Below are 13,698 nucleotides of genomic sequence, written 5' to 3' on the forward strand. Positions count from 1 at the left end.
GCGGCGATCACCGATGGAGGCGACCGGATGAACGGCACCCGACGAGGGGTCATTTCCGACTGGGGCGGAGTGCTCACCCCGCCCCTGCCCGAGGGAATCCGGGCCTGGCTCAGGTCCGACCGGATCGACATCGACCACTACCACGAGGTCATGCGCCCGTACTTCGACGGCAGCGCACCCGACAACCCCGTGCACGCCCTGGAACGCGGCGAGATCGAGACCCACCTGTTCGAGCGCGACCTGGCCGCACTGCTGCGTTCCACCCACGGCGCACCGGTGCGCGCGGAGGGGCTCATCGAGCGCATGTTCGCCCACTTCGACCCGGTCGACGCCATGTACGACACCCTGCGCTCGGCGCGGGGGAGCGGGCACGGCACCGCCCTGCTCTCCAACTCCTGGGGCAATGGCTACCCCCGCGACCACTTCACGGCCACCTTCGACACCGTCGTCATCTCCGGCGAGGTCGGCATGCGCAAGCCCGAGGAGCGCATCTACCTGCACACCTGCCAGCGGCTCGGGCTGGAACCCGAGGACTGCGTGTTCATCGACGACCTGGCGCACAACGTGGCGACCGCCGAGTCCCTCGGCATGACCGGCATCCTGCACACCGACGTGGAGAGCACCCGCCGCGCGCTGGAACGGTTCCTGACCCCCGAGGACGAACACGAGCGGCAGCCGGTCTGACCTCGTCGGGTTCTTTGGGAAACTCGTAGGGACCCGATCCCGCCCTGGAGAGCCCATGTACGTCTTCCTGCCCAGCACCGTCCCCGCGCTCGCGGCCCTGCTCGACCGGGGCCGCCTGGAGGGGGAGGCCCTCACCGCGTTCACCGCCGACGCCGGACCCGACGGTGACACCGAGGAGGCCGAGTACGACGCCATGTACGCGGCGGCCCGGGCCTCCCTGCGCTTGCTCGCCGAGGACCCCGGGGCGCCCCGCCGCCGCGTGGTCCTGGCCGCCGAGATGCCCGACGCCGCCGTGGAGCACGGCGGGCGGCACGCCGAGGGGGTCGCCCGCGTCACCGTCGCGGGCGGCGTGCCCTACAAGAAGCTGCGCTCCGTGCACATCGACGACACCGACGCCGCCGACGACGTCGCCGAGTCCGCCGCCGATCCCGCTTCGGAGGCCGCCGAGGACCACGAGCTCATGTGGTTCGGCGTGCAGGAGATCCGCTACCTGGTCGAGGAGTCCCACGCGTAGCAGTACGCGGGCACGCCGGGGGAACCGTCGAAGGCGTGCGTGATCGCGCCCAGGCGCTCCCAGCCCAGGCGTTCGTACAGGCGCGCGGCCGACCGGTCCTTGGCCATCACGTCCAGCACCAGCGCGGAGTCGTGGCGGCGGGCGTGCTCCATCACCGCGCGGGTCAGGGACTCGCCCACACCCCGGCCGCGTGCCGAGGGGCTCACGAACAGCCGGGAGAGGACGGCCGCCTCGTCGCGGGCGCGGCCGGTCCGCTCGCTCCACAGCGCGACCGCGTCCGCCCCCTCGGGTTCGGCCAGACTCACCTGCCCGAGGAGCGCGCCGTCGTGCTCGGCCACCCACGAGCGGAGGAACCCCGGGTCGGTCAGCCAGGTCCGTGGGTCGGCCACGCCCTCCACCGGGTAGCCGTCGTGGGCGTGCACCCGGACGAGGAGGTCGCTCAGCGCGGTCAGGTCGTCGTCGGTCCGCTCCCGGACCCGCACTCGGTCAGTCATCCGTCTCCTCCACCGCCATGTCGTAGTCCAATGCCGCCAGGTCCGCCCGCATCACGAATCGGGTGACCTCGAAGGGGCGGCCCCCCTGATCGATCCCGGTGTGCAGCACCTCCAGGACCGGAACCCCGGAGGGAACCATGAGCCCACGTGCCTCCTGGGGGGTCGGCATGCGGGCGGACACCTCCTCGCGGCTGCGGGTGATCCGGTGGCCGCGATCCTCGAAACGGGCGTACAGGCTGCCCTTGCCCAGGTTCGCCGAGGTCGCCAGAGGAGTGCCCCCGGCGATGGCCCAGGGCACGAACGTGACCCCCACCTGTACGGGGTGTTCGTTAGTGCCATCCGAGGCGTAGTACCAGTTCTCCCTGCGCACCACGTCCGATGCCCCGTCGGTCAGCCCCAGCCGCTCGGCGACATCTGCTGGTGGGACGACCCGTTCGATGGACACGCAGTCCACGCGGGGGACGAGGCCCTGTTTCGCGAGCTCCGCACGGTAGGGGGAGAGCCCGGTCTCCTCCCGCAGGCGTCGGGAATACCGCTCAGCCCCGAACCTGAGCGTCCTGCGGCGTTCGCGCACGAACACCCCGGAACCGTGCCGACGGTCGACCAGGCCTTCCTCGGCGAGGATGCGGAGCGCCTCACGGGCCGTGTTGCGGGCCGTTCCGTACTCCTGCGCGAGATCGCGTTCTGAGGGCAGCCTGTCCCCCGGGAGCAGGTCGCCGTCGTGGATCGCCGAGCGCAGGCGATCGGCGATCCTCCGGCTGGGGGGCGGCTGCTCTCTGTGCTCCTCGGAAGTCATGTAGATATTCTACGCAGCTGGCTTGAGCCAGTATTTTGACTGGCTTAAGCCACTTGTGCTCTGATGGAACTCAGCGTCGCCACGGAGTGACTCTTGGTCCGATTTCCGTGAGGTGCTGTTCAGGAACCCCCTGGTGGGCGAGGGACGTGTCCTCTCACCCACCCCTGGAATGAGGAGATCCACGTGGCTGAGAGCACATGCGGCGCCTGCCGTGGTGAGGGAACCTTCATCCTCACCAGTGACGGGCAGAAGAAGGGTTGGGGTCAGGACAAGGAAGTGGTGACCTGCCAGGACTGCGGGGGGACGGGAACGGTTCGGAAGTGACGGATCTCCAGCGGATGCACTCCGATCTCGTGGGGCGGCTGGACGTCTCCGAGTCGGTGCGTGTGGCCTTCGCCGACCATCCCCGGCACCGGTTCATCCCTGACCTGGTGTGGCCGGACATCCAGGGATTGCCGCTGATCCGCTCGGCCGATCCCGAGCGCTGGGCCGCCTACGTCTACGACGACGACGCGGTGGTCACCCAGGCCAACGACGGGGGCAGCGGAGCCGTCAACCACCCCTCCTCGTCCTCCTCGGCACCGCAGCTCATGGCCGACATGATCGGGGCCGCCGGGATCGAACCCGGTATGCGGGTGCTGGAGATCGGTACCGGGACCGGCTGGAACGCCGCGATCCTCTCCTCTCTCGTGGGTCCCACCGGATCGGTGACCTCTCTGGAGATCGACCCCAAGGTCGCGGGGCGGGCGAGCAAACGTCTCACGGGAACGCCGGTGAAGGTGGTGCACGCGGCGGAGCCGCCCACAGGGGACTCCTATGACGCGGTCATCGCCACCTGTGCGGTGAGCCGGGTCCCCGTCTCCTGGCTCGGCGGGCTGAGCCCGGAGGGCCGGATCGTGGTGCCCTGGGGGCCGAGTTCGGACTCGCACGCCAGTCCGGTCGCGGTCCTGGAGAAGACCGGACCGACCAGTGCCGCCGGGCCGTTCGTGTGTGAGGCCTTCTTCATGCGGGACCGCACCCAGCGGGTCCCCAGCGGAGACTTTCCCGGGATGGATTGTGAGTCGGAGGGCACCCGGGTCCTGCCCTTCACCGCAGAGGACCTGACCGAGGACGACCGCGTCACCCGGTTCATGCTCATGCTTCCCGGAGTTCGCCTCGGGGTGGGGATGCGTCCGTTCGGCGGGGGTGTCGGGTCCATCATCTACCTCGGCACCCCGGACGGTTCCTGGGCCTACCTGTGGCCGGACGGCGCCACCCACGGCGGAGGCCCCACGGATCTGGTGGAGCGCCTGCGCGCGGCCCACGCACTCCTGGCGGGAGAGGGGTGGCCCGCCCTGACGGAGTTCTCGCTGGAAGCCGACCTGGCCGAGGGGGCGTGCCGGGTCACGGCGCCCTTCGGTAGCTGGGAGCACTCGGTGTAGGTCGCGTCCTGGTACCTCGGTGGTCTTCCCCGTCCGAGCGGTCGTCCAGGGCCGCGAGGTCCGCCCGTCCCGGTGCCGAGGGCTCCGGGACGGGCGGTACCTCACACCCCGTGTTCCCAGGGGCCGAGCGGGCCGCTGCGGATCGTGTGCGTCCGGCGGTCGGGGGAGACCTCCAGAGTGAACTCCTTCAGCTCGGGCCAGCCCGCCCCGTCCAGTTCGGTGTAAACCTCGCCCAGCTCTCGGCCGAGGTCTCGGGGGCCGCCGCCGGTGGTCGAGCCGTCCGGCCACACGTACGTCCAGGAGTCGTCGGCACCCAGCGCGACGATCGAGGCGTGTCCCTCCCGCCACGGGTGTCCGTGCAGGTCGATCGAGAGGAACGGCGCGGCCAGGACCAGACGTGTCAGTCGGTCCTGGTCGATCAGCTCCTCAGAGCCCAGAGGGAAGTGCCCCTCCCGTTCGCTCTCGGCCCCCACACCGGGGAACCGCTCCGGGGGAACACGCTGGGTGCGGTCGCGCATGAAGGAACCGTCCCGGACGAACGGCCCGGCCAGGGGACTTCCGGCGGAGAGCGCCACGATCGGTGTGGGCCCCCGAGAGTCGTGGGTGGCCCAGGGAAGGACGATCGTGCCCTCCGGCACGAGGCCCGTCGTCCACGGTTCCGGGACGCGCCGCACGGCGCAGGTGGCGATGACCGCGTCGTAGGGCCCGTCGGGTGGCACGGCGCCGGTCGCGACCGACACTCCGGTCCCGGAGAGCCTCTTCACGGCGTGCTCGGCCACCTTGGGGTCGATCTCCAGGGAGGTCACCGATCCGGTGGGGCCGACGAGAGAGGAGAGGATCGCCGCGTTCCAACCGGTCCCGGTGCCGATCTCCAGAACCCGCATCCCCGGGCCGACCCCCGCCGCGTGGATCATGTCCGCCATCACCTGTGGGGCGGAGGAGGACGAGGAGGGCCTGTTGACGGGCCCGCTCCCACCGTCGTTGGCCTGGGTGATGACGGCGTCGTTCTCGTAGACGATCCGCGTCCAGCGCTCCGGGTCGGCCGAGCGGAAGAGCGGGAGCCCGGACACACCGGGCCAGATCATGTCCGGGACGAACCGGTGCCGGGGGTGGTCGGCGAAGGCCGCACGCACCGTCTCGGACGTGTCCAGCGCCTCCACGAGCCGGGTGTGCGGGTCGTTCGAGTTCATGCCTCACCACTTCCCTTGCAGATCGGATGGTCGACTGGCTGGTGACCCGGCCAGGGTCTGTTTCCGTCGCTTTCGATGCGCATCTCTCCGGACCCGCCGCAGGTACAAGAGTCAGTGGCACGAGGGTCGCTCAACGGGGGAAGGGCGGAATCACGAGTGGGGGACAGGAGCGACATGGAGGTCTCCAATCGAGGGATGTCCATCCGTGCGGATGGGCGGCGCCGCCTGACGAGGACGGCGCCGCCCAACGGCACGGAGGGGGATCAGTGGACGCGGTGGCTCACCCGGATCGTCTCGACGATGGTCGCTCCCTCGGGGAGACCCTCGTCCTCGAAGTCCTCGGAGACGACTCGCAGCCAGAATCCGCTGTTCTTGCCGTAGGGGTTCAGGCGGTCAAGCCGTTCCCAGAAGTAGTCCGCGATCCCGACGCAGGAGCAGGCGCACTCCCGGTGGTAGCGCGGGGCGGACGGAGAGAGGCGCCCGGCCAGCGAGACCCCGTGCTCGTCGGGCTCTCCGCCCCGGATGATCTGGACGATGTCGGTGATCAGCGGGGCTTGAGACAGGGTTGTTGACGCCATGGAGTCATCTCCCTACGTAGAGGAGGCGACACCCGGTATGGGTGTGCTACTGATCTCAGTATGATTCGAGCCAGTCATGATTACAAGCAATTTTTGTAGTCAGTCAGAAAAATCGGCCCGACGATGGCTGCTACTACGATCGAGGCACGCAACCGCTGCCTGGAAGGAGATGTCGTGGCCGGAGGTCATTCGCCCGGGGTCCGGCGGCGCAGGCTGTCGGCCGCGCTGAGGAAGCTCCGTGATGACAGGGGCATGTCCGCCGCGTCGGTGGCCGAGAAGCTGAAGTGGTCGACGGGCAAGCTGACCAGGTCGGAGCGGAACGAGTGGCGGTTTCCCAAGCGCACTGACGTGGAGGCCCTGCTGGACCTCTACGGGGTGGAGGGAGATGACCGCGCGCATCTTCTCAGTCTGACCGAGGAGGCTCGCGGGCGCAGCGACTGGCATGAATACGCCGATTTGTTCCCGGGAGCTCTGCCTGACCTGGAAGCCGAGGCCGTCCGAATCCGCTCTTATGAGGCGCTTGCGATACCGGGATTGCTGCAGACACCGGGCTATGCCGCTGCGATTTTCGAGTCCGGGGGTGTCGTCCCACCCGAAGACACACAGCGCAAGGTGGAATCCAGGATGGCCCGTCGGAGCGTGCTCGATGCTCCAAAGGGGCCACAGCTGATCAGCGTGATTGACGAAGCCGTTCTTCGTCGGGCTGTACGTTCACCTGAGGTGATGGCCGAACAGCTTCGATTTCTGCAAGGCATGGCCTCGCACTACAAGGTGACACTACTGGTGGTGCCGTTTGATGCTGGAGCACACACCGCGATGGACGGTGCCTTCTCGCTTTTGGAGTTTCCCAATCCGGAGCCGGGGATCGTCAGCATCTCCACTGGGGTGGAGTCCTTGTACGTGGAGGATGAGGCCTACGTGGATCGGCATAGGCTGATCTTCGACGGCGTCCACAACCTGGCCTTGGACCCGAGGAAGTCTCTTGACCTCATCGAATCCATCGCCGCCGAGCACGACAAGCGAGCCTGATCATGCTGCTGGAGTTCCGCAAGTCCTCCTACTCCTCTTCCCAGGACAACTGCGTCGAGGTCGCGCCAATCCTCACCTTCCGCAAGTCCTCCTACTCCACCTCTCAGGAGAACTGCGTCGAGGTCGCGGACCTGCCGACCGGCGCGGCCATCCGTGACTCCAAGAACCCCGACCACGGTTTCCTGCCCGTCGGGGCCTCCGAGTGGGCCGCCTTCGCGCGGCTGGTCGCCGCCCGCCCCTCCCACGTCTGAGGTTCCCGTGTTGGCGTCCCGGCCCGCGACCGGGCCGGGACGCCAACACGTGTGCCCCGGGCGTCACTCCGTGCCCGGGGCTCCCTCACTCCTCTCCACCGAACCCTGGTTGATGGTGACGAACCCGCCCTCCGGGAGGCACTCCCCGGGTAGGTCGGGCACCTCGTCCAGTTCGGACGCGTCCGTGTAGGAGCCCCCGCTCGTGAACGCGTCCCCGTCCACGAGCTCACCGACTCCCGGGACGCTGACCCCCGCACGTCCGTCCTCATGGAACGGCTCCACGTCGCTCGGCCAGATCGGCGTGAACGCCTCTCCGGGCCCGCCGTCCTCGGGGTCGGCCGTGCGCACCAGGAGGCAACCGTGCTCCGGCACGTACTCCAGCGCCAGTGTGAGACCCATGTCCATCCCGTACGAGAAGTCGTGCACGATGACGCGCGGGTCGTCGCCGACCACCGCCGTCCCGTCACGGGCCGGGCCGCCGGGAGAACACGCCGCCAGGGCCGCCGTCGTCGCCGCGATCAGGGGCAACCGCCAGGAACCGTTCACGGGGGACCTTCCTTCGTCAGGGGGGTACGTCCGCTCATACGCGTCCGCGGGGGATGAGACGCGCGCGAAGGCCCCGGTGCTCCGCCGCTGGCCGGGTCCGGACGCCGTTTCCGCCTCTCATCACCCATCCGGCACAATAGGGAGATCCCGAACCCCCGCTCCGATCCCCGAGGAGTCAGCCATCAGCCGCCTGGTGCTATGGAACATCGACCTCACCCTCCTCGACGTGGGGCAGGTGATGAGGGCCGCCTACGCCGAGGCCTTCGAGAAGGTCACGGGCGAACCGCTGGTCTACCTGACCTCGTCGGCGGGCCGCACCGACTCGGAGATGTTCTTCGAGTTCTGCGCCCGCAACTACGTGGAGCTCGAACCCGACACCGAGGTCCTGGGCGACTTCCTCGCCGCCCTGGAGACCTCCTTCGCCGCCCGCCACGAACAGCTGCTGGCCAAGGGCCGGGTCATGCCGGGCGCGGCCGCCTCCCTGGCCGCCGTGGCCGCGCTCCCGGACACCCTGCAGACCGTGGTGAGCGGCAGCACGCGCGCCAACGCCACGGCCAAGCTGGCCGCCTTCGGCCTGGACTCGCACCTGAACCTGGCGGTGGGCGGGTTCGGGTCGGTCAACTACCCGAAGTCGAGCCTGATCCAGTCCATCCGGCTGCACGCCTCCGGCGAGGGCGGCCGCGCCTACACGGAGGAGGAGACGGTGTTCGTCACCGGTTCCGCCCCGGACGTACGGGCGGCGCTGATCGGCGGGGCGACCCCCGTCGCGGTGCTCAACGGTTCCGCGACCGAGGGGCAGCTGCGGGACGCCGGGGCCCAGATCGTCCTCCAGGACCTGAGCGACCCGCGAGCCGTGATGACGGCCGTCCACCAGGCCACCACACGGTGATCGGGCCGGGCCGCGTACGTGGTTCCGTGCCCGCCGCAATCCAGTCCTTACGGTACGTAACCAGCCCGTAACGGTGTTGGTCCTGTTCTCGCGCGCGAAAAGCAGTAGCCTGGGGGCGGCCCCCACCGAGTGGGGGTCGTGCAGAGGGCGGGACAACGACGTCCCGACCTCGTTTGACGCCACCTGTGCGCACAGGTACCAACCCAACCAACGCCCTCGTGGGTTCCTTGCGGCCCAAGGACCTCACGGGAATTCACAAGTCAGCCACAGAAGTTCACAGGTCGCCTGACGAGCCACACACGTCACATGACCGGGTGTCCTCGACTGCGCTCGTGCGACGTTGCTCACAAAGGAGTGAGAAGATCCCTATGTCCGGGCAATCAGACGTCATCCTCCAGAAGCTGCTGAGTGACGCGGCCTCCCGGTGGAATCCGGGGGACCGGCTCAGCCCCGAGGCCGCCGACGCGGTCCGCGGCTTCCTCCCCCTCTACTACCGGCACACGGACCCCGAGGAGATCAGCGGGCGCAGCCCCGAGCAGATCTGCTGGACCGCCGAAGCCCACCGCTCCTTCGGTGCCGAGCGCGTCCAGGGCCGGGCCAAGGTCCGCGTCTACACGCCGACGCTCGAAGACGACGGGTGGGAGCAGCAGACCAGCGTCGTCGAGATCGTCACGGACAACGCGCCCTTCCTCGTCTCCTCCGTGACCATGGCCCTCAGCGACCTGGGTGCCGGGGTACGGCTCATCATCCACCCCCAGATGACCGTCGGCCGCGACCTGGCCGGGCACCTCAGGGAGTTCGACCCGGAGATCGGCGGCGACGGCCTGCTGCCGACCGACGAGTCGTGGATGCACATCGAGATCGACCGGCAGAGCGACCCCGAGCGGGTCAAGGAGATCACCACCCGGCTGGAGCGCGTCCTCAACGACGTCCGCTACGCCGACGAGGACTCCGCCAAGATGAGTGACCGGGTCATCCGGATCGCCGACGAGGTCTCCGCCTACCAGGACCGCCTCGTCGCCGGTGGCGTCGACCCGCGCGAGATCGGCGAGAGCGTCGACTTCCTGCGCTGGATCGCCGACCGCCACTTCACCTTCATGGGCTACCGCGAGTACGCCCTGGTCACCGACGAGAACGGCGACGACTCCCTGCGCCCCGAGCCCGGCACCGGCCTGGGCATCCTGCGCATGGACGCCGACGCGCCCACCAGCTTCTCGGCGCTGCCCCCGGAGATCCGCGGCAAGGCCCGCGAGCCCTACGTCCTGGTGCTCACCAAGGCCAACTCCCGGGCCACCGTCTACCGGCCCAAGTACCTCGACTACATCGGCGTCAAGAAGTTCGACGCCCAGGGCAACATCATCGGGGAACGCCGCTTCCTCGGCCTGTTCTCCTCGCAGGCCAACACGAGCAGCATCGCCCAGATCCCCATCCTGCGCCGCAAGCAGGCCGAGGTCCTCGCCCTGGCCGGGTTCGAGGCCGACAGCTACGACGGCAAGGACCTGATCGAGCTCCTGGAGACCTTCCCGCGCGAGGAACTCCTCCAGATCCCCGTGGGCGAGCTGTACAGCATCGTCCGCGGCGTCCTGCGGCTGCGCGACCGCCGCGGCACCAAGCTGTTCATGCGCCGCGACCCGTACGGCGGCCGCTACATGTCCTGCTTCGTGTACATGCCGCGCGACGAGTACAGCACCCAGGTGCGCCTCGACATCCAGCAGGTGCTGGCGGACGCCTTCCAGGGCGCCACCATGGACCACAACGTGATGATCGGCGCCGCCCCGCTGGCCCGCCTCTACCTGGTGGCCCGGGCGCGGAGCGGCCAGACCCTCGCCGACATCGACCAGGTCGAGCTGGAGGAGAAGGTCCGCCAGGCGGCCCGCTCCTGGGACGCCGACTTCGACGACGCCCTCGTCGACGCGTTCGGTCCCACCCGCGCCACCACGCTCAAGGAGCGCTACGGCCCGGGCCTGACCGAGGCCTACAAGATCGACAACGACCCGACGGTCGCGGCCACGGACATCTGCCGCATCGAGGAGCTGCTCGAGCGCACCGCCCCCGAGGACCGCGCGGGCGAGTTCTCCGCGAGCCTCTACCAGCCCGAGGGCGCCGCCTCCGGCGCCTGGCGGTTCCGCCTCGCCCGGATCGGCGAGCCCATCTCGCTGTCCCAGGTCCTGCCCGTCCTGGAGCACCTGGGCGTCGAGGTGGTCGACGAGCTGCCCTACGACATCACCGTCGACGGCGTCGGCCGGGTCTGGATCTACGACTTCGGCCTGGGCCCGCTGGAGTCCTCCGACCTCTCCCCGAAACGCCTGAAGGGCCTCTTCGAGGACGCCTTCGACGCCTCCTGGCGCGACCTCGGCGAGTCCGACCGGTTCAACGGCCTGGTCGTGCGCGCCGGGCTGGACTGGCGCCAGCTCACCGTGCTGCGCGCCTACGCCAAGTACCTGCGCCAGACCGGGTCGACCTTCACCCCCGACTACCTGGCCGACGTCCTGGTCGCCAACGTCGGGATCGCCAACCTGCTCGTGGAGCTCTTCGAGGCCCGGTTCGACCCCGACCAGCCCGACGAGGGCCGCGCCGAGCGCGGCAACGTGATCGTCGGCAAGATCGAGGGCGAGCTCGACGGCGTGGCCAGCCTCGACCACGACCGCATCCTGCGTTCGTTCCTCGCGGTCATCCAGGCCACCCTGCGCACCAACCACTACCAGGGCGGCTCCGAGGGCCGCCCCTACCTGGTGCTCAAGCTCAACCCGCAGCAGATCCCGGACCTTCCGCACCCGCGGCCCCGGTTCGAGATGTACGTGTACTCGCCGCGGGTCGAGGGCGTCCACCTGCGCTTCGGCTCCGTAGCCCGTGGCGGCCTGCGCTGGTCGGACCGGTTCGAGGACTTCCGCACGGAGATCCTGGGCCTGGTCAAGGCGCAGATGGTGAAGAACTCCGTCATCGTGCCCAGCGGCGCGAAGGGCGGTTTCGTCTGCAAGCGGCTGCCCGCCGGGGCCGGCCGCGAGGAGGTCATGGCCGAGGTCGTGTCCTGCTACAAGCAGTTCATCAGCGGCCTGCTGGACGTCACCGACAACCTCGTCGACGGCCGGGTGGTGCACCCCGAGCGCACCGTCCTGCACGACGGCGACGACTCGTACCTGGTGGTCGCCGCGGACAAGGGAACCGCGACCTTCTCCGACACCGCCAACGCCATCTCCAACGAGCGCGGCTTCTGGCTGGGCGACGCCTTCGCCAGCGGCGGCTCCGTGGGCTACGACCACAAGGCCATGGGCATCACGGCCCGGGGCGCGTGGGAGTCGGTGAAGTACAACTTCCGCGAGATGGGCGTCAACGTCCAGGAGGAGCCCTTCACCGTCGTCGGTATCGGCGACATGTCCGGCGACGTGTTCGGCAACGGCATGCTGCTGTCGCGCAAGATCAAGCTGGTGGCCGCCTTCGACCACCGGCACGTCTTCCTCGACCCGAACCCCGACCCGGCCGTCTCCTGGGCCGAGCGCGAGCGCGTCTTCCGCCTGCCCCGCAGCACGTGGGAGAGTTACGACCCGGCGCTGATCTCCGAGGGCGGCGGCGTGCACCCGCGCACCGCCAAGTCCGTGCCGGTCACCCCGCAGGTCCGCGAGGTCCTCGGTATCGACGAGGACGTCACCTCGCTCACCCCGGACGAGCTCATCCGGTGCGTGCTCACCTCGCCGGTGGACCTGCTGTGGAACGGCGGCATCGGCACCTACGTCAAGGCGAGCGGACAGACCCACGCGGAGGTCGGCGACAAGGCCAACGACCAGGTGCGGGTGAACGCCACCGAGCTGCGCGTCAAGGTGGTCGGCGAGGGCGGCAACCTGGGCCTGACCCAGCCCGCCCGGATCGAGTTCGCCCGCGAGGGCGGCCGGGTCAACAGTGACTTCATCGACAACTCCGCCGGTGTGGACACCTCCGACCACGAGGTCAACATCAAGATCATGCTGGACCGCGAGGTGCGTTCCGGCGAGCTGGCCAAGGCCGACCGCGACCAGCTGTTCATCGACATGACCGACGAGGTCGCCTCGCTGGTCCTGGGCAACAACTACGCGCAGAACGCCGTGCTGGCCGCCGCGCGCAAGCAGACCGGCGAGATGCTGCACGTCCACGGCCGCTACATGCGCCACCTGGAGCGCACCAAGGTCCTCAAGCGCAAGCAGGAGGACCTGCCCTCCGACAAGGCGATCGCCGAGCGGCGCGCCCAGGGCACCGGGCTCACCGGCCCCGAGTTCGCGACGCTGCTCTCCTACACCAAGATCAGCCTCAAGGAGCAGATCGGGCTGTCCGACCTGGCCGACGACCCGTACCTGGCGTCGACCTTGACGGACTACTTCCCGACCCCGCTGCGGGTGGACCGGTACGCCGCCGGCGTGCAGTCGCACCCGCTGCGCCGGGAGATCATCGTCAACCAGGTGACCAACCAGATGGTCAACCGGTCCGGGACGACCTTCGCGTTCCGTCTCAACGAGGAGCTGGGTTCCAGCGCCGCCGACATCGCCCGCGCCTACCTGGTCACCCAGGAGATCCTGGAGCTGCGCCAGTACTGGGGCGAGATCGAGGAGCTGGACCACCAGATCTCGGTCGACAGCCAGCTCGTGCTGCTGCTGGAGATCCGCAAGCTCGCCGAGCGGTCCGCCCGGTGGCTGCTGCGCAACCGCACCTTCCCGTTCGACCTCGCCAGTGAGATCGGTTTCTTCGCCGAGGGCGTGGGCGAGGTGCTGCCGCAGCTCCGGGAGCTGCTGCACGGCCGGGACCTGGAGGCGTTCGAGGAGCGCCGCGACCGCTACACGTCGCTGGGCGTGCCCACGGACCTCGCCGAGCGGGTCGCCGTGATGGTCCCCGCCTACTCCACGCTCGACCTGGTGGAGATCGCGCGCCGCACGGGTCAGCCCGTGGGACGGGTCGCCAGCCTGTACTTCGAGCTGGCCGACCGGTTCAACATCAGCTGGTGGCGTGAGCGCATCATCGACCTGCCCCGGGACGACCGCTGGGGCACGATGGCCCGTTCGGCCCTGCGCGACGACCTCTACGCGGCCCACGCCGACCTCACCAGCCGTGTGCTGGAGGCGGGCGGGGAGGGCTCCAACGACGAGCTGATCTCCGCGTGGACCGGGCAGAACGAGGCCGCGGTGCAGCGCGCCGGGATCACGCTGTCGGAGATCCAGGAGAACGAGCGCTTCGACCTGGCCACCCTCTCGGTGGCGCTGCGGTCGATCCGTTCGCTGGTCGACTAGCGGACCGAGCCTTCGAGGGGCGTCCGGGGAGCAGTTCAGTGCCCGGGCGCCCCTCCC

The 13,698-nt window shown here is 69.4% G+C and carries 13 protein-coding genes; 8 read left to right on the forward strand and 5 right to left on the reverse strand.

Features of this window, described 5'->3' with window-relative positions; translation table 11 throughout:
- The first annotated feature begins 27 nt into the window (after positions 1-27).
- Both ABZ635_RS19630 and ABZ635_RS19635 read left to right on the forward strand, forming a co-directional pair.
- Entirely contained in the window at positions 28-684 is a 657-nt protein-coding gene (locus ABZ635_RS19630) for an HAD family phosphatase (protein ID WP_357767025.1), read from the forward strand.
- A gap of 55 nt (positions 685-739) precedes the next feature.
- Positions 740-1,198, forward strand: coding sequence for a hypothetical protein (locus tag ABZ635_RS19635; RefSeq protein WP_357767028.1), 459 nt, complete (start codon positions 740-742; stop codon positions 1,196-1,198).
- Here ABZ635_RS19635 and ABZ635_RS19640 read toward each other — a convergent pair.
- A complete protein-coding gene (locus tag ABZ635_RS19640) occupies positions 1,171-1,692 on the reverse strand; it encodes a GNAT family N-acetyltransferase (RefSeq protein ID WP_357767030.1) in 522 nt (173 codons plus the stop codon). The two genes, ABZ635_RS19635 and ABZ635_RS19640, sit on opposite strands and share 28 nt — an antisense overlap.
- Positions 1,685-2,488, reverse strand: coding sequence for a GntR family transcriptional regulator (locus tag ABZ635_RS19645; RefSeq protein ID WP_357767032.1), 804 nt, complete (start codon positions 2,486-2,488; stop codon positions 1,685-1,687). Before ABZ635_RS19645 ends, ABZ635_RS19640 begins: the two co-directional genes overlap by 8 nt.
- Before the next feature lie 183 nt (positions 2,489-2,671).
- Here ABZ635_RS19645 and ABZ635_RS19650 point away from each other — a divergent pair, with 183 nt between their 5' ends.
- Together ABZ635_RS19650 and ABZ635_RS19655 are read left to right on the forward strand one after the other, a co-directional pair.
- Positions 2,672-2,812, forward strand: coding sequence for a hypothetical protein (locus ABZ635_RS19650; protein WP_357767035.1), 141 nt, complete (start codon positions 2,672-2,674; stop codon positions 2,810-2,812).
- The gene (locus ABZ635_RS19655; RefSeq protein ID WP_357767038.1) at positions 2,809-3,909 is read left to right on the forward strand and encodes an rRNA adenine N-6-methyltransferase family protein; all 1,101 of its coding nucleotides are present in this window, start codon (positions 2,809-2,811) and stop codon (positions 3,907-3,909) included. The genes ABZ635_RS19650 and ABZ635_RS19655 overlap by 4 nt, the downstream gene beginning before the upstream one ends.
- Before the next feature lie 101 nt (positions 3,910-4,010).
- Here the strand turns inward: ABZ635_RS19655 and ABZ635_RS19660 are convergent, their stop codons facing one another.
- Positions 4,011-5,099, reverse strand: a complete 1,089-nt coding sequence (locus tag ABZ635_RS19660) for an rRNA adenine N-6-methyltransferase family protein (RefSeq protein WP_357767041.1) — start codon at positions 5,097-5,099, stop codon at positions 4,011-4,013.
- A 263-nt stretch (positions 5,100-5,362) separates the two neighbouring features.
- Complete coding sequence (locus ABZ635_RS19665; RefSeq protein WP_357767044.1) at positions 5,363-5,677, reverse strand: hypothetical protein; 315 nt, start codon at positions 5,675-5,677, stop codon at positions 5,363-5,365.
- 174 nt (positions 5,678-5,851) lie between these two features.
- Here ABZ635_RS19665 and ABZ635_RS19670 point away from each other — a divergent pair, with 174 nt between their 5' ends.
- Positions 5,852-6,706, forward strand: a complete 855-nt coding sequence (locus ABZ635_RS19670; protein WP_357767047.1) for a helix-turn-helix transcriptional regulator — start codon at positions 5,852-5,854, stop codon at positions 6,704-6,706.
- A gap of 2 nt (positions 6,707-6,708) precedes the next feature.
- Complete coding sequence (locus tag ABZ635_RS19675) at positions 6,709-6,957, forward strand: DUF397 domain-containing protein (RefSeq protein ID WP_357767050.1); 249 nt, start codon at positions 6,709-6,711, stop codon at positions 6,955-6,957.
- Positions 6,958-7,020: 63 nt separating this feature from the next.
- Here ABZ635_RS19675 and ABZ635_RS19680 read toward each other — a convergent pair whose 3' ends face one another.
- Positions 7,021-7,503: a hypothetical protein gene (locus ABZ635_RS19680; RefSeq protein ID WP_357767053.1), complete on the reverse strand. Its 483-nt coding sequence runs from the start codon at positions 7,501-7,503 to the stop codon at positions 7,021-7,023.
- Between the two features lie 193 nt (positions 7,504-7,696).
- Here ABZ635_RS19680 and ABZ635_RS19685 point away from each other — a divergent pair, with 193 nt between their 5' ends.
- Both ABZ635_RS19685 and ABZ635_RS19690 read left to right on the forward strand, forming a co-directional pair.
- Positions 7,697-8,392, forward strand: coding sequence for a haloacid dehalogenase-like hydrolase (locus ABZ635_RS19685; RefSeq protein WP_357767056.1), 696 nt, complete (start codon positions 7,697-7,699; stop codon positions 8,390-8,392).
- A 368-nt stretch (positions 8,393-8,760) separates the two neighbouring features.
- Entirely contained in the window at positions 8,761-13,641 is a 4,881-nt protein-coding gene (locus tag ABZ635_RS19690; protein ID WP_357767059.1) for an NAD-glutamate dehydrogenase, read from the forward strand.
- Positions 13,642-13,698 lie beyond the last annotated feature (57 nt).

Source organism: Nocardiopsis sp. NPDC007018, from assembly GCF_040635075.1.
Taxonomy (GTDB): Bacteria; Actinomycetota; Actinomycetes; order Streptosporangiales; family Streptosporangiaceae; genus Nocardiopsis.